Annotated in this window: 14 protein-coding genes; 10 read left to right on the forward strand and 4 right to left on the reverse strand. The window is 66.6% G+C overall.

Annotation, left to right across the window (positions count from 1 at the left end; genetic code table 11):
- Positions 1–142: 142 nt before the first annotated feature.
- The 4 genes from ACZ522_RS01095 (at position 143) to ACZ522_RS01110 (ending at position 5182) form a co-directional block, all read left to right on the forward strand.
- The gene (locus ACZ522_RS01095) at positions 143–1210 is read left to right on the forward strand and encodes a glycosyltransferase family 4 protein (protein ID WP_464391742.1); all 1068 of its coding nucleotides are present in this window, start codon (positions 143–145) and stop codon (positions 1208–1210) included.
- 184 nt (positions 1211–1394) lie between these two features.
- Positions 1395–2351: a hypothetical protein gene (locus tag ACZ522_RS01100; RefSeq protein ID WP_464391743.1), complete on the forward strand. Its 957-nt coding sequence runs from the start codon at positions 1395–1397 to the stop codon at positions 2349–2351.
- A 173-nt stretch (positions 2352–2524) separates the two neighbouring features.
- Positions 2525–3922: a sulfatase gene (locus ACZ522_RS01105; protein ID WP_464391744.1), complete on the forward strand. Its 1398-nt coding sequence runs from the start codon at positions 2525–2527 to the stop codon at positions 3920–3922.
- 150 nt (positions 3923–4072) lie between these two features.
- Positions 4073–5182, forward strand: coding sequence for a DUF354 domain-containing protein (locus tag ACZ522_RS01110; protein WP_464391745.1), 1110 nt, complete (start codon positions 4073–4075; stop codon positions 5180–5182).
- 391 nt (positions 5183–5573) lie between these two features.
- Here the strand turns inward: ACZ522_RS01110 and ACZ522_RS01115 are convergent, their stop codons facing one another.
- On the reverse strand, positions 5574–6791 hold the full coding sequence (locus ACZ522_RS01115; RefSeq protein ID WP_464391746.1) for a Gfo/Idh/MocA family protein: 1218 nt from the start codon (positions 6789–6791) through the stop codon (positions 5574–5576).
- 154 nt (positions 6792–6945) lie between these two features.
- Between ACZ522_RS01115 and ACZ522_RS01120 the strand changes: the two genes are divergently transcribed.
- From ACZ522_RS01120 to ACZ522_RS01135, 4 genes are all read left to right on the forward strand, one after another.
- Positions 6946–7890: a sugar phosphate isomerase/epimerase family protein gene (locus ACZ522_RS01120; protein ID WP_464391747.1), complete on the forward strand. Its 945-nt coding sequence runs from the start codon at positions 6946–6948 to the stop codon at positions 7888–7890.
- Between the two features lie 97 nt (positions 7891–7987).
- A complete protein-coding gene (locus ACZ522_RS01125) occupies positions 7988–9133 on the forward strand; it encodes an FG-GAP repeat domain-containing protein (RefSeq protein WP_464391637.1) in 1146 nt (381 codons plus the stop codon).
- Positions 9134–9184: 51 nt separating this feature from the next.
- The gene (locus ACZ522_RS01130; RefSeq protein WP_464391638.1) at positions 9185–10057 is read left to right on the forward strand and encodes a polysaccharide deacetylase family protein; all 873 of its coding nucleotides are present in this window, start codon (positions 9185–9187) and stop codon (positions 10055–10057) included.
- Positions 10058–10219: 162 nt separating this feature from the next.
- Entirely contained in the window at positions 10220–11722 is a 1503-nt protein-coding gene (locus ACZ522_RS01135) for a lipopolysaccharide biosynthesis protein (RefSeq protein ID WP_464391639.1), read from the forward strand.
- A 377-nt stretch (positions 11723–12099) separates the two neighbouring features.
- Here ACZ522_RS01135 and ACZ522_RS01140 read toward each other — a convergent pair whose 3' ends face one another.
- Positions 12100–13140 carry a glycosyltransferase family 2 protein gene (locus ACZ522_RS01140; protein ID WP_464391640.1) on the reverse strand — a complete coding sequence of 347 codons (1041 nt, stop codon included), beginning with the start codon at positions 13138–13140 and terminating at the stop codon, positions 12100–12102.
- 469 nt (positions 13141–13609) lie between these two features.
- Between ACZ522_RS01140 and ACZ522_RS01145 the strand changes: the two genes are divergently transcribed.
- Together ACZ522_RS01145 and ACZ522_RS01150 are read left to right on the forward strand one after the other, a co-directional pair.
- Positions 13610–14575: a universal stress protein gene (locus ACZ522_RS01145; RefSeq protein ID WP_464391641.1), complete on the forward strand. Its 966-nt coding sequence runs from the start codon at positions 13610–13612 to the stop codon at positions 14573–14575.
- Positions 14576–14859: 284 nt separating this feature from the next.
- Positions 14860–15630 carry a cytochrome b family protein gene (locus ACZ522_RS01150; RefSeq protein WP_464391642.1) on the forward strand — a complete coding sequence of 257 codons (771 nt, stop codon included), beginning with the start codon at positions 14860–14862 and terminating at the stop codon, positions 15628–15630.
- A gap of 438 nt (positions 15631–16068) precedes the next feature.
- Here the strand turns inward: ACZ522_RS01150 and ACZ522_RS01155 are convergent, their stop codons facing one another.
- Together ACZ522_RS01155 and ACZ522_RS01160 are read right to left on the reverse strand one after the other, a co-directional pair.
- Positions 16069–16242, reverse strand: a complete 174-nt coding sequence (locus ACZ522_RS01155) for a hypothetical protein (protein WP_464391643.1) — start codon at positions 16240–16242, stop codon at positions 16069–16071.
- Positions 16235–16627, reverse strand: coding sequence for a DUF7344 domain-containing protein (locus ACZ522_RS01160; RefSeq protein ID WP_464391644.1), 393 nt, complete (start codon positions 16625–16627; stop codon positions 16235–16237). Before ACZ522_RS01160 ends, ACZ522_RS01155 begins: the two co-directional genes overlap by 8 nt.
- Positions 16628–16663 lie beyond the last annotated feature (36 nt).

A 16663-nucleotide genomic window follows, 5' to 3' on the forward strand; every position in this document is an offset into this window, starting at 1 on the left:
GCGTTACCGCGGTTGTAACGCCGCCGCCCGGTCGTCGGACGACGGTCGAACGCTCGGCCGACGGCGCGCGAGACGCGCCGGTTCGTCCGGCCGCGGCGTAACTACTCCATTACTATCCACGTTCCTACCGTGGGAACACTCAATGCGGGCAACAGATATTATGCTGGTCGGACCGGCGGGGAAGCCGACCGGTGGCATCGCACAGTACATCCGCGAGCAACGGGAGCGTCTCGGAGACGGCGTCTCGGTCCGCGTGTACGACGTGGCCGTCGCCGACACCGACTCCCCGTTGGCGTTCGTCCGCGCGGTGTTGCACGCAATGTGGCAGGCGCTCTGCTTCCCCTTCCGGCGACCGCCGGACGTGCTTCACGTCCACTCCAGTCACTGGTACTCGTTCTTCCAGTCGAGCCTCTACGTGCTCTACGCCGCCGTCGTCTGGCGCGTGCCGGTCATCCTCCACGTCCACGGGTCGTCGTTCGACAGTTTCGTCCAGTCCGACTCGCGCCTCCTGCGGTGGTACCAGTCGGTCGTCTTCGACCACTGCGCGAACGTCATCGTTCTCTCGGAGTACTGGCGCGACGTGGTAGGGCCACGGGTCGGACAGGAGAAGATGACGGTGCTTCCGAACGCGGTGGACCCCGACGAGTACGAACCGGAGTACGGCGCGCGCCCGCCGCACGTCGTCTTCGTCTCGAACCACATCGAACGGAAGGGCATCCGCGAGTTCGTCGACGCCGTCGAGGAACTGTCCGCGCGCAGCGAGGAGTTCCGCGTCACCATCGCCGGGTCCGGACCCCTCTCTCACCTCTCGGAGGACCTCGCGGAACGATACCCCGAGGTGACCTACGAGGGATACGTCAGCGAGGAGCGAAAGCGCGAACTCCTCAGCGAGGGATCGGTGTTCGTCCTCCCAACGCACGCCGAGAACCTGCCCATCGCGCTCTTGGAGGCGATGGCAGGCGGGAACGCCCTGCTCTCGACGACGGTCGGCGCGATTCCGAGCCTGATAGACGACAACGGCGTCCTCGTCTCTCCGGGCGACGCCGATTCGCTCGCCGCGAGCCTCTCCGACCTCGTGAACGACCCCGAACAGGTGGACGAGATGGGACGGAAGAGCCGAGAGCGAGTCGAGGAGGAGTACTCCTGGCCCGTGACGGTCGAACGCCTCGAATCGCTCTACCGCGGTCTGAAACAGTGCGAAACGAACTGAAATAGTGGCCGAGGGCGGTGCGCGGAGTCAGTCCTTCTTTCGGCCGTCCGCGCGCGCGACGGATTCGACCCTCCGCCGCGACGCGCCGTTAACTCGGTGTTAACACGACGATAATGGAGTATCTGGGCTTCCCCACTGAGACGAGAACGAGCACACAGAGCCCCTATTGCCCGATAGTCGGAGATTGGAATCGAGTCGAACGCTTCTGGGTCGCCGGGACGCACTTCGACTGGGGGCGGCGGCCGCGGCGGTCGCCACGGGCGCCGCAGCGACGAGCACTCCCGTCGCCGCGACCCTTCAGCGGAACGACATCACGTTCGACCGGCGCGTCAACGCCGTTGAGGACTTGGGGGCGGACCCGACGGAGACGGTCCCGATAGACGACGCTCTGGGGGGTGCCGTCGACGACGGGGTACTCGTCGAGTTCCCCGCCGGGATGTACAGCGTGAACATCCCGATAGAGATGGGGGAGCGAACCGGGTTCGTCGGCGTGGGGGAGACGGCAGCGGACGTGCGGTTCCGTCCGACCGGGGCCGCGGGGAACCAGTGGCTTCAGTTCGCCGAGACGGGCGACAGCGTCGTGGGGGGCTTCACCGTCGTCGGCGACACGGCCGGCAGCATCGGGGGGACCGTCGAGGGGTCGGTGGTTGTCACGGACGTCACGTACGACGCGGCCGGTTCGGCGCACAGGGGGGCCGAACCGCACACGTTGGAGATAGAGTGGATGGGCGAGAGCGTCACCTACGAGTTCACCGTCGAGGGGGACACCGAACCGGGTGACGACCTCACGGAGGGGCGGGCGGCGACGTTCGGACCGAGCACCGAGGGGTACCTCACCGGCGGTCTCCACCGCTTCGAGTACACCGGGTCGCTCACCGACCTGTGCCTCTCGACCGACGCGCGCGTCGCGATCGACGGCGTCGAGGTGGACGCTGCGACGCTGAGCGACGACGCGGACGTCGAGTTCTTCGCGGCCGCCGAGGAGGAGTCGGCGACGTACGACCTCGTCGCCTCGCGCCGTGCGAGCACGCACGGAAAGACGCTCGATGCGGGCGACGACGACGCGGTTACCGTCGCGGAGGGCATCGAACACCTCTCGATAGAGGGGAGCGCACTCGTAGACGTCGCGCGGAAGTACTGATTCGGAAGTCGTAGCGGCACGGAACGCTCCGCCCGCGGACAGTCTCGCGGAGTCGGACTCTTCTCGCGGTCATCCGCCGGCTAAGGAGGCTCATAACTGCAAGCGCGTCGGCGCGGAAGAAACGTTAGTCGCTGACGAATTATCCGTCCCGATATCATTTCGAAGAGTATCCAATGCCCCGAGACGTCGTCTGGATAACGCTCGAAAGCGTCCGTCAGGACCACAGTTCGCTCGGCGGGTACGACCGCGACACGACGCCGTTCCTTCGGTCGCTCGGGTCGCGGTCGGACGCCGCGTCGTTCACGAACTGCTTCTCGCACGACATCTGGACCCGGTCGTCCAGCGCGTCGATACTGACGGGCTTGGCCCCCTCCGCGCACCGTACGTGGTCGCAAGACGACCGCCTCGCGAGCGACGTTCCGACCGTCGCCGAGGCGTTCCGCGAGGAGGGCTACCGAACCGCCTGCATCTCGCCAAACCCCCAACTGAGCGACGTGACGGGCCTCGCGCGGGGGTTCGACCACTTCCACTACCTCGGCAAGGAGAACCTCATCGAGGAGATGGGTATCCCGACGATGATTCGGTACCTCACCGGTCTGCGCCGATACTCCGCGGGCTACACCACCGACACCCGGAAGCACTCCATCGGCTACCTCAATGAAGCCCTCTCGAAGCGCCACGTCCGCGCGGCGGCCGAGGAGGGGACGCCGCTCTTCCTCTACGTCCACCTCGGCGACAGCCACCACCCGTACTACCCGCCGCTCCCCTACCAGGACGCGTTCGCCGGCGGCTTCGATATGAGCCTCGACGAGGCGTTGGAGACGTCGATGGACATGTCCGAGCACCTCTACGAGCACATGGCGCGCGGCCTCCCGTTCGCCGACGACGAGTGGAGGGCCATCCGCGCGATGTACGACGCGGAGATACTCAACGTGGACCAGACGACGCGGCGCATCGTCGAGTACGCCGAGTCGCGACTGGACGACCCCATCGTCGTCGTCACCTCCGACCACGGGGAACTGCTCGGCGAGTCGGGGCTTCTCGCCCACATGATATCCGTCGAAGACGCCGTCTCGCACGTTCCGATGGTCGTCTCCGGCGTCCCCGGCCTCTCCGGCACCCGCGACGACATCGTCCAGCACGCGGACGCGATGCAGACGGCCCTCGCGGCGGCCGGCGTCGACTTCGACCTGCCCGTCGGCTACGACCTGTGCAAGAGCGACCGCGAGTTCGCCGTCACCCAGCGGAGCGGTGCCCGCGCGCAGGGGAAGTTCGGAAAACTCGCCGAATCCGGTCCACAGTTCGACGCCAGCGCGTACCACTCCGACGACGTGACGAGCGTCCGGACGCCCGAGTTCCGCTACACCCGGAGCACCGACGGCGACGAACTGTTCGCCATTCCCGACGAGGAAGAAGACGTGAGCGAGGACCGCTCCGACGTCCGCGACGAACTGGCCGAGACGTGCGAGTTGTGGCTCGAATCGTACGGCCTGCCGTACTCCGAACAGCGCGAACGCGCGGAGTTCGACGACTCGATGAGCGACCACCTCGCGGACCTCGGATACATCTGAATCGCGGTCTGAGGGGGGCTAACTTCAGTTCGCCGATGCATAACAAAACACGTTCTCCGCCGCTGTACAGTCGATGACGAGGACACCGATCGTCTCGGAGAGGGAACCGAGAAGCGACGACTGCGAGACGACGCGCGCGGAGGGATGGACGTGAGCGAGACGGAACTCGCGCGGGCCGACGACGACGACGCGCGACGGACGCCTCGGGGCCGACCGGTGAACGTGTGGGTGGACCTCGCCAGTCCGAGCCACCCGTTCTTCTTCAAAGCGCTCACCGACAGCCTCTCGAACGTCAACACGGAGGTCACCGTCCGCGAGAAGACGGAGACGGTGCCGCTGGCGGACGAAGTCGGATTCGACTTCGAGACGGTCGGCAAGGACTACGAGAACCCCACGCTCCGGAAGGTGGGGATTCCCATGCGAACCGCGCAACTGACGTTCAACGCGCCCGCCGCGGACGTGGCGCTCTCCTCGCGGAACGCGATGTGCGTCCTCGCGGCGAAGGCGCGCGGGATCCCCTCCATCCACTTCACGGACAACGACATCTGCGCCTACGTGGACGACCTGAAGGCCGAGGAACTGTACCACCGCCTCGAAGCGCAGGCGACGCACAACGTCGTCCCGAAGGCGTTCGAGACGTCTGTGCTGACCGAACGCGGCGCCGACCCCGACAGCGTCCACACCTACGACGGATACAAGGAGGACGTGTACGTCGCGGCGTTCGAGCCGGACCCGACGTTCCCCGAGCGACTGCCGTTCGACGGCGAGGAGTTCATCGTCGTCCGCCCGGAGGCCCTCTCGGCGACGTACGTGGACGCCGACGGCAGCATCGTCCCCGACATCCTCGCGGGCGCGGCTGAACGCGACATCAACGTCGTCTACCTCCCGCGCAACGACGGCGACGAGAAGTTCGCCGAGGGAGTTCCGTCCGAGAACGTGTACGTCCCCGAACAAGCCCTCGACGGCCTCGAACTCGCGTGGCACGCGCGGTGCATGCTCACCGGTTCCGGGACGATGGCGCGGGAAGCCGCGCGCATGGAGACGCCGGCGGTCTCCTTCTTCCCGAGCACGCGCATCTCGGTGGACCAGGCGCTCATCGACGAGGGCGAGATATTCCACTCCCGCGACGCCGAGGAGATTCTCGACTACGTCGAATCGCTCACCGACGACGACGCGGAACCCGACCTGACCCGCGCGAAACGCGTCCGCCGCGAGGTGGCGGAACTGACGGCGAGTCTCATCAACGAATCCGTCCAATAGCGGACGACACAGGCGGCTCGGACGGCGCGGCGCGAACTACCTTTTTTCTGCGGACGCGGTGGGGTAGAAACCAACGTGTCTACGGAGCACTTCGCCCCGTGATCCGTCGGGAGACGGGCCCAGTCGTCGTTTCGGGTTGGTAACTCCGGACACGGTGGTGCGCCGAAGTCTCCCAAAGAGGGAAGTCGCGGGTCAGTTCGGAAACGCCGGTTTCGCGCGCCGCCGACGCAACCGGCCACCGAGGGCTAATTTTTCGCTGCGCCGCCGGTAGCGGCGCGGCCGCGTCGGCGGTGGAGCACGGAGAGGAGGAGAGGGGAGGGGGTGCGGGGGAGGGGAGAGGAGGAGAGGGGAGGGGGTGCGGGGGAGGGGAGAGGAGGAGAGGACGCGGCCGTTACGACCGAGTTACGCGCCGAAGCAGGCGCGAGGGGAGCGAACCCGACGACCCCGACGCGACGTCCGCCCATCGCGTGGCGCGCGAGGGGAGGTCCGAGTCGGGCCCGACTACGCCGGCCTCAACCATCGCTTCGAGCGGATTGTCGTCTACCTTCAACGGGAGGTCAACCCGCCCCCGGCGGCGCGAAGACTCCCACGTCGCGAAGATGAGTTCGTCCGCGCGAAGGGCATCCCGGCCGTTGAGTTCCGACTCCTCGCCCGTCCTGAGCGACTCGATCACGTCCTCGACGGCCCGTTCCGTGTACGTGGTGACGTCCAGACGCTCCGCCCATCCCTCGGACACCTTCCCGAGGAGGTACCGGAGGGCGAGGCGAGGTTTGCTCAGTTTCGGACGGTAGCGGGTGTCCGGACCGGTGTCGACGGTCTTCCACTTGCCGCCGTCGCGGCGGTAGGAGACGGTGCCGTCCTCCCCGACTTCGATGACACCGTCGGTGCCGACGAGTCGGAAGAGAGCGCCGACGAACTCCTCGCCGCGACCGGTCGACGCGATGCCGTAGACGCCGTTCTCGTACCGCCACTGCGCGACGGCCTGATTCTCGTTGTGCGCGCCGAACAGCACGTTCTCCTCGGTGTAGTCTATCTGGCCGAGAACCCACTCGACCGGCGTCCCGTCGTTGTAGTAGTTCGCGAGGTCGAACGCGTGGGTGCCGTTGTCGTAGAGGTCCTCCTCGCGGAACTCGATTCGCTTTAGGTCGCCGACTTTCCCCTCGTCTAAGAGTCGCTTCGGTTCGGAGTACGGGCGGGCGAACCGGTACTGGTGGTTGATGGTGAGAGAGACTCCCTCGGCGTCGCACACCTCGACCATGCGCCTCGCGTCACCCCACGTCAGCGCCATCGGCTTCTCGCAGTGGACGGCCCGGACCACGCCGTTTCTGGCCGCGCCGACGACGATGTCGGCGTGGGCCGCCGGCGGGACGCAGACGCTCACCACGTCCGGTTCCGCCTCCAAGAGCATCTCCTCGTAGTCCTCGTAGACGCGGTAGTCGGGCACGCCGTACTCCTCGGCGAACGCCTCCGCGTTCTCGGGGACCAAATCGGCGCACGCGACGATTTCGCAGTCGTCGAGTCGTTCGTACCCCTCCGCGTGACGGTACGCCATGGCGAACCCGTCGCCGTCCGGTGCTCCCGTGCCGATGAATCCGATTCGATAGGTCATGGTGGGGGATACGGGTGCCGGCGCGTTCAGTATGGGCGGGATAACGGGGCGAAGGCGGGGAGAGAGCCGCTAGCCGCGACCCCTCGCCGGCGGTCGAACGCCCGAAGCCGCTTAACAACCGTATAACAATGCTTACATGAAAGAGTTCGAGAGTATGAAGCGTAGGCTCCGTCCCGCGTTCCAACTGCACAGCGTCCGAGAGTCCTCGGATTCGCTCCCCGACGTGATTCGGCGCGTCGGCGAGTCGGGGTTCGAGGGCGTCGAGTTCGCCGACCGTTTCCGCGGTGCCGACCCCGACGCCGTCGCCGACGCCCTGGACGAGTCGAGCGTCGAACCCGTCGCCGCCCACGCCGACCTCTCGACGATAGCGGCGGCCGTCGAAGGGGAGAACGACCTGCTCGACCGGTGCGAGACGGTCGGCTGTGACCGCCTCGTCGTCTCCCGCGTCTCGCCGTGGCACTTCCGCAGTCGGTGGAACGTCCGCGAGTTCTCGTACCGCCTCGCCGACCTCTCGCACGAACTCGACGCCCGCGACGTCGACCTCGGGTACCACAACGTCAGAAACGACCTCTGGCCGTTGCTCCCCGACCGGGTGACGGACGCCATCGAACGGTCGCCGCTTCCGACCGGACTCGCCACCTACGCCTCCCGCGGACTGGCGGAGTTCCGCGGCGACGACCGGAGTCGAATCCCCGACGAAACCGGCTTCTGGAACCTCGTCGCCCGCACCGCGCCCGACGATCTGTTCTTCGAACTCGAGGTCAGCGAGGTGTACGCCGCGGGGTTCGACCCCGCCGCCGCGTTCGAGGTGGTGTCGGGACGCGTCCCGATGATTCACCTCCGCGACGTGGCCCCGACCGGTCGGTTCGGCGCGTACGAGGACGTCGAACGCGGAACCGGCATCGTGGACACCGGTCGCGTCCTCTCGGCGGCGCGGAAGGCGGGCGTCGAGTGGGTCGTCTACGAGAACGAACTGGACGCCGGTCCCGACGAGAAGTTCGAAGACAGTGCCGCACTCGTTCGGCAGTTCTTCGACGACGAGTCTGCGGCGTCGGCGTCCAAAGCAGGGGGGTCGCCGACGGTCGGTTCGACCCGGTGAATCGACCGGTCGAACTCGCCTCGGACGTCCGATATTCGGCGATCGGACGTTAACCTCGTCATTACAATCTCTCTCTCGTACCGTTGTTGAGTCGTACATGGAGTTCCAACACAGCCGAATCGACGATTCCCCGCCGTGCGGTCAGATGAGTTTCTGCCTCACGACCGACCTGACGGGGAACGGCCTCCCCGACGTCATCGTCGGCGCTCTCGGCGGTATCTACCCGTTTACGGTTCCCGTTCTCGGCAAGGACCTCAACCTCCGGAAACTTCCGGGGACCCGCGAAGTGATAAAGCAACTGGAGACGAACATCTTCTGGTACGAGAACCCCGGATGGGAGCGACACGACGTGGCGAAAGCGCCCGACCTCTCGGTCGGCGGGTCGCTCGGCGACATCTCCGGCGACGGGAGGATGGACATCGTCGCCGGGCAGAACCTGAACAAACACGACCTCTACTGGTTCGAGCAACCCGACGACCCCCGCGAGGAGTGGACGCGCCGCCTCATCACCGACGACTTCGAGAAGTACCACGACACCGCCGTCGCCGACGTGGACGGTGACGGCGAGGACGAAGTCGTCGTCCTCTCCCAAGAGAGCGCGGTCGTCTTCTACTACGACATCCCCGAGGACCCCCGGCGCGAACCGTGGCCGGTCGAGAACCGCCACATAGTCGCCGAGGGCCTCAACGTGGAGGGCGTCGAAGTCGCGGACGTGGACGGCGACGGGACGGTCGAGATTCTCGCCGGCCCCAACGTGTTCCACCGGAACGGCGACGGGACGTGGGACCGCGAGAGCATCGCCGAGGGGTGGCCGTGGACGCGCCTCGCCGTGGCGGACGTGGACGGCGACGGCGAGGACGAGATTCTCGTCACGGAGGGCGACCTCCCGTACCAGGACCCCGACGACCGCCGCGCCCGACTCGGTCTGTTCGACCCGCCGGAGTGGACGCCCACCATCCTGCGCGACGACCTCTCGAACCCCCACAGCCTCCAAGTCGCAGACATCGACGGCGACGGCGAGTTGGAGATATACGTCGCCGAGATGGGTCTCGAAGACGGCCACGAGCCCCGACAGTTCGTCTTCCACCGGACCGACGACGGAACGTTCGAGGCCGAACTCATCGAGGAGGGCGTCCCGACGCACGAGGCGAAAGTGGTGGACTTAGACGGCGACGGCCGCCTCGACATCGTGGGCAAGGGGTACGCGGAACGTAACGTGGACGCGTGGTTCAACGTGGTGTGAGATGTTCGCACGGGTACACGTTCACCCGCGGCGCTCCGCCAGCGAGGGATGATGCCGCGGGAGAACGACATCCTGTCGCGGGCGACGCGACGAGTCGAGCGGGCGGGGTTCGAGGCGTTGGCGCGCGCGGACCGGCGTCTCGGGTTCTCGCACCTCTACCCCGACGAGGCGAACGGCGTGCTCATGTACCACGCCGTCGGGTCGCCGGGGCGGTACGGGAACGTCTCGGTCGGCCGGTTCCGCCGCGATTTAGAGTGTTTGACGACGCACTTCGAGGTGTGCGACCTGCCCGGCGTCCTCGCCGACGACGGCGGAAAGCGCGTCGCGTTGACGTTCGACGACGCGTACGACGACTTCTACGAGAACGTTCTGCCCCTCCTTCGACGGTACGAGGTTCCGGCCACCCTGTTCGTCCCGGTGGCGTTCGTCGGCGGCGGGCGGACCGACCTCGCGTACCGGTTCGGCCGGTCGCCCGCGGAGTTCGACCGCTACAACGACCCGGAGGCGCACCACGACTACGACGGTCCCGCACCGGACGTGATGTCGTGGGACCGACTCCGCGAGGTTGCGGCCGACGAGCACGTCACGGTCGGAAATCACACGCGGACGCACCCCGACCTCTCGCTTCTCTCTACGCCGGCGGACCTCGAACCCGAAATCGTCGGCGCGCACGACGAACTGTCGGAGCGACTCGGCGTCGATATCGACCGGTTCTGCTTCCCGTACGGCCGGTACTCCGAGGAGGCGGCGGAACTCGTCGCCGAGACGCACGACGTGAGTGTCACCTCGCGGCGGGGCGTCCTGTTCGACCCCGCGTCGAACGACGGACACCTCCTGCCGCGCGTCCGGGCGCACGAACCCGAGCACCGCGTCCGGTGGGACCTGTCGGCGGTGCGGTGGCGACTCGTCGAGCGACTCGGGTGACCGGCGACTCCGCTCTCGGAACGAACGCAGGGAGCGAATAATTGACATACGGCGAAGGGAAGCGTGTTCAGCCGTTCGACATTAACCCAGATATAACCATACAGGCGTAGAACGCCAAATCGAGTAAATGGCTCAGTCACGAACACGCGGGAGGAGGTCACCGTGAGCGGTCGACTTCGCTCGCTCATCAAGGGCCTCATCCCCAGCGGTGGGACGGCGGAGCGAGTCGTCAAGAGCGCGATTTGGGCGATGGGGCAGAACGCGTTCGGACGCGTCCTCCAGATGGCGATGCTCGTCGTCGTCGCCCGCCTCGTCGGTCCGGCGGAGATAGGCCTCGTCGGTATCGCGCTTCTCACCCTCAGCGGCGTCAAGAAGTTCACGAAGATAGGCATCAACGACGCGCTCGTACAGCAAATCGAGGAGAACGTCGACGAACACCTGAACACGGTCTGGATTCTCGAAATCGCCCGCGGGTTGCTCGTCTTCGCCGTCCTCTTCGCCGGCGCTCCGCTGGCGGGGATGGTGTTCAACGAACCGCGGGCGACGGACCTCATCCGCGTCATCGGCGTCTCGCCGCTTCTGCTCGGGTTCCGCAACCCCGCGATGGTGTACTTCCAGAAGAACCTCGACTTCCACAAGCAGTTCGTCTACCGCGTCGGCGGCGACATCGCGCAGGCCGCAGTCGCCGTCAGTTACGCCCTCATCTGGCCGAGCGCGTGGGCGCTCGTCGTCGGCTACATCGCCGCCGACGTCGTCCGCCTCGTCGCCTCCTACGGCCTCGACTCGTTCCGGCCGCAGCTCGACTTCCGGTGGGACTCCGCGAAGAGCATCGTGGACTACGGCAAGTGGATAACCGGGTCGTCCATCCTCTTTTTCCTCTACAGCGAGGGCGACGACGCCTTCGTCGGGTGGCTTCTGGGACCGGCGGCGCTGGCGTTCTACCAGTACGGGTACCGGTTCTCGAACGCCCCCGCCTCGGAGCTGGGGAACGTCATCTCGTCGGTGATGTTCCCTGCGTTCTCGAAGGTACAGGAGGACCGCGCGCTCCTGCAGAAGGCGTTCCTGCGAACGGTACGAGTGACCGCGTTCGTCGCGACGCCCGTCGCCTTCGGCATCGCCGTCGTCGCCTCGGACTTCGTCTTGACCTTCTTCGGCCAGCAGTGGACTGATATGATCGTCCCGATGCAGATTCTCTGCGGGTACGGCTTCCTCCGGGCGTTGGGACAGGCGTTCGGGCCGGTGTGGAAAACGCTCGACCGCCCCGACCTCGTCACGAAGTTCTCGGCGATTCGCGTCCTCCTCATGGCGATACTCATCTGGCCCGCGACGGACATGTACGGAATCGTCGGGACGGCGGCCATCGTCACCGGGATATACATCTTCCCGATGATGCCGCTCGACGTCTACGTCACCGTCAATATGATCGACGTGACGTACACCGAGATAATCCGCGAGATAGCGTACCCGTTCGCCGCCAGCGCCGCCATGGCCGGCGTCGTCTGGTACGTCGATTCGATGCTGTCGTTCAGTCCGACCGTCGAACTCGTCGTGAGCGCCATCGTCGGCGCGGCGGCGTACGGCGTCGCCGTGTTGTTCCTCGACCGGCAGTCCAACTGGGGAATCACCGGCAACATCCGCGGCATCGTCACGAACGCCCGTCGCTGAGGCGGACGTTCGCGCCGTCGGAACGACCGAGCCGTCGATTCTTTTCTGCGTATCACGAAGCACGGGCGTTCGCTCCCGCGAGCGACCGCCACGGATAGCCGTTCACCGCTGCCCCGTCCGTCGGAGCAGAGCACTGGAGGACGACGGCGACGAGGAGAGCGAAGACGGGAGGGAACGGGAATCGTCGCGGCCGAACGGGGGAGGCGGCGAGCGACCGGCAGAGCGCCGAGAGTCGGAAGGGCGGTAACGCGGGTGACGAAGAGCGAACGGCGGGGGAACGACGGGCGAGGACGCGGAGAACGGACGACGGGCGGGGGTACGAGGAACCGACAGATGAGGGTAGGGAGAACGGGTGGCGAACAACGGGGTGCGCGGCGTTACTCGGCGTCGGAGTCGGCGCGCGCCTCGTAGCGGTCGCCGGTGTACTCCGTTTCGAGGGGTTCCGCCGCGCGGGCGTCCAACCGGCACCCGAGGACGAAGAGGACGACGCCGCAGACGCCGGTGACGACGCCGCGGAGGAGGCCGGAGGAGTATCGACGGCGGACGCCGCGTTCGGCGGCCCGGAGGACCGACCCCGCGCCGAAGAACGCGGCGGCCAAACCGAGACAGTACGCGAGGACGGCTGGCACGTACCGGGCGTCGCGGGAGCGAACCGCGAGTCGACGGAGGAAGTTCCGGAGGAGGAGTCCCGAGAGTCGGGGGACGAACTCGCGGTAGACGATACCGCTCTCCTCGTCGCCGTACACCGCCCGGTGCGGGACGTTGACGACGCGGAAGTCGTGGAGGTTCAGCGTCGTCAGGAGGTCGTTGAGGAACCCGTACTCGTCGTACACGTCGTCGAGCGGGATTTCGCGGAGCGCATCGACGGAGATGGCCGTGTACCCGTTCTGAGAGTCCACGGTCCGCCAGTATCCGCTGGAGAGGTTGGTGAGCGACGTGAGCAGGTGGTTGCCGAACAGACGCCACCGACTCATCTCGCCGACGTTCTCCCGCCTGCTTATCCGGTCGCCCTTCGCGTAGTCGGCGCGGCCCTCGACGATGGGGTCGACGAACCGATGGAGTATCGAGGGGTCCATCTGCGCGTCGCCGTTCATCACCGCGACCACGTCCATATCGTCCTCCATGGCGGCGCGGTAGCCGGTTTTGATGCTCGCGCCGACGCCGCGGTTCGTCTCGTGGCGGAGGGGGACGACGAACTCGCCGTCATGGTGTCCGCCGTCGGCGATCATCGCCTTCTCTTTGTCGGCGTTCAGTCGCCGCGTGGTTCGCCGAATCTCGTCCCACGTCCCGTCCGTCGAACCGTCGTCCACCGCGTACACTCGGTCGACGAACGACGGGGTGGTCTCGATGGTCCTACCGACGAACCCCTCCTCGTTGTATGCTGGTACGACGACTGCGATTCGGTTTCCGTTGTACATAGATGAGATATCTTCGATGGCCACCCTCCGTCGCGGCGCAACCGCGCGTCGGGGGCGAACTGCCCGGCGGGGACGCCCCCTTCTCGGTCCGCGGCGCGCGGCTGTCGGTACGGCCTTCGGTGTAACGTATCCTCAGGCGGACTTTGTTATAGACTGATTGTTCGGAGTAGGCGGGAACTTCGGCGCACAGAACCGGGGTGACAGACGCGGCGGCGGAATCGAACGCGGAGCGCTCCCGGCCGTTTCTCCCCGCGAAGCCGATGAGTCCGATTCTTCGGACGCGAGTGCGTCTCGCGACGAACCCGGCGCAACTCGTTATGAGCGTCGTAACGGACGGCGGGAGTCGAACGGACCGCCGGCCCCCGATTCTGCGTCGAATCGACGCGCGAAAGTCAACCCTCCGCGCACGGAGCGTCACAGCTCCGTGAGTCTCCGATGCGCTTATGTGTGTTCGAGAGTTGCACGTGCCATGGACGCGAAACCGAGCGACGACCTGTCGTCGGACCTCCTGACGGACGGGAATCGCTCGTCCCCCTCAACGCGAGGGTCGGTGAAACCCCGACACGACGGGGGGAGCGACGAAGCGGGTCCGATTCTCGTGCCGATACGGAGCGAGGAATCGACGCAGGCGTTCACGTACGCCGTCGCCCTCGCGGACGCGACGGGGCGCGAACTCGTGTTCCTCGACCCCGTTCCCACCCAACCGCTCGACGACTCCGCGGAGGAGTCGTCTCTGGCGGAGGAACGCGCCGCGCGGGCGCGGAACGCCTCCGACGGGTCCGTCTCCGCGACCGGAATCGTCAGAACCGGAAACACCGTCGCCGCCGCGGTCGAACGCGCGGTGTCGAGCGTCGGAGCGAGAACCGTCGTCGTGGAGGAACCGCCGTCCGACGGGGTGTTGTCCGGGCTTCGGCCCTCGACGGGCGAGCGAATCGCGGCGGAGGTGGACGTCGACGTGGTGCGGCCGAACGGTCGAGGGAGCCTCGACGGCGTTCGGTCGATTCTCGTCCCCGTCGCAGGCGGCCCGCACTCGGGTCTCGCCGTGGACGCCGCGAGAGCGTTAGCCGCCGCCACCGGCGCGTGGATAGACCTGCTGTACGTCTTCTCGGCCGACGCGACGGAGGCGGACCGCGGCGCGGGGCGGGCCGTCCTCTCGGAGGCGAGTTCGAGGCTCTCCTCGTTCGACCGGGTCGATACGTGGTCGCTCGAAGCGGAACCGGAGACGGACGTGGCCGACGTTCTCGTCCGCCAAGCGGGGTACTACGACGCCGTGGTCATGGGCGCGCCGACGAAGGGTCGACTACGCCGGTTCGTCTCGGGTTCGACGACCGAATCCGTCGCCGAGAGCGCGCAGGTTCCGGTGGTCGTCGTTTCCGACAGCACCGGTCGCTCGTGGGCGGAACGAACCGTCGCTTCGGACGTCGAAGGCGACTGACGCGGCGACCGATCCCGTTCGTCGGCCACACCACCGTGTCCGCTGAACTCCCGACGGTCGGCGGCGGACCGGCGGAGAGCGGAGACGGTCCACCGACGGAGCCCCGAAGTCGAGTCAGATTTCCGGTAAATGGGATACAGATATAGCAAGTGTGCCGGAGGGGAGACGATTCCTCCCCCCTTCGAATTTCTAACTATCCGGACAGAACAACGGAGAGGACGTGTCGCCCCGTCGGGAAAAATGCCTATTCGTCTGGGACGCACGTTATCACGTGTGTACGCGCCATGACCGAGGACGACCGAACACCGGACGACTCCGGGCGAACGGACGGGTCGGGTCTTCCGGTCGCCCCCGACGACGAGACGCCGACGTGGCGGGAGCGCAAACAGCGCTCGCAGGGGCTCAGCCGACTCACGTACGAGTACTTCGAGCGCTCCCGCCGCGAGGACCAGGACCTGCGTCAGGAGTCCGACTACGTCGAACGCGACGTGCTGGGCTTCCCGACGTGGCCCCACGAGATGATTCGCAACCTCTCTATCGCGAGCTTCTTCGTCGGCATCATGCTGTTCCTCTCGGCGACGATGCCGCCGCACATCGGCGCGCCGGCGAACCCCAGTTCCACGCCGGCCATCATCCTGCCGGACTGGTACCTCTACTGGTCGTTCGGCCTGTTGAAGCTCGGTCCGCTGAACCCCGAATTGGCCGTCCTCGGTGGGCAGAAGCTGACGGCCGACCGGACGTACGGGGTGTTAGCGAACGTCGTCGTCGTCGGCATCATCGCGATGGTGCCGTTCCTCAACAAGGGAAGCGCGCGACGGCCGGTCGAACAGCCGTTCTGGGCGGCCGTCGGCGTCGGCGGCGTCACCTTCGCGTTCACCATCTCGATACTGGCTATCAAGAACTTGGTGCCGATGAACGTGGACTTGCTGTTCGACCTCACGTTCGTCCTCCCCATCGTGATGTTCTTCGTCACCTACGCCGTGCTGAAGACGATGCGCGAAGGGTACATGTACGGCCTCAACAAGCGCTACTACCGCCTCCGCCCGCCGCGGTGAACCCGGGCGGCGTCCGATCTCTTCGCCGGCGGATCCCGCCGCCGGGTGCTGATTTTTTCCGTTACAGCGTTAGCCCTGTAACGAATTCTTCGGTCGCGACCGCCGCGAACAGAAGGGGGTCCGTCTCCGTCGGTTCTCCGCGAGGAGTCGAGCGTCCCGCCCGCCATTCGACCGAGGGAGGGGCCTCCGTGGAAGACGGGAGCGAACAAAGGTGGTGGGACAACCAGAATACGGAGAGCAGTGCACGTATCCGAGTTCTCTCTCCCCGGCGTCGTGGAGGGTCCGTGATAACCCGTCCAAATGGTAATGTCACCGGAGAATGTATATTTTCGTACTAGTAATAGTAGGATACTATCCGAATAGATACGTTTCACTGCCGCCTCTCCACCCTCACGAAACGGTGCGTCCTGCGCCGCGTACGGTCGGACGAACGTCCGGTCAGGTGTCCTCGGGGAGGACGATTCGCGCGCCGCACGCCGGGCAGTCGAACTGTCCGTACGGTCCGTCCGGGCCGCGGGCCGTGAGTCCGTGGACGAGTGCGGTGCCGAGGATGGCACCGCACTCGGTGCACTCGATGCGGGAGGCGACGCCGTTCCGGTCGTCGCTAGACATCCGTCTGCACCTCCGTGACGGCCCCTCGAAGCGAGACGAGCGGTCGGTCGACCGACTCGAAGAGCGGAAGTTCCCGCGCCTCCGGAAGCAGTGTGACCGTGCGCGCCCGACGGTCCCACGAGACGAGTCCCGCCTCCTGTAGGGCCGGAAGGTGGACGTGGTGAAGCGACGTACGGAGCGACGCCGTCTCCTCCGGGGCGAGTTCCGACGCCGGGCAGTCCCCCTCCAGCGCCGCGATTCGGTCGGCGACGCGCGACACCCGCGCCTCTGGTTCGTCGTACAGGAGGGCGAGGAGGCGACGGCGGCGCGACGAACTGAGAACTTCGAACAGCGTATCCCACGTCGGGGGCGATGCACTAGCTGACCGAGGGGGATGGACGGACATGTTTGTTACACGTTACCAAATCTGCTTCCTACTGTC

It is taken from the genome of Halopelagius fulvigenes, assembly GCF_055398025.1.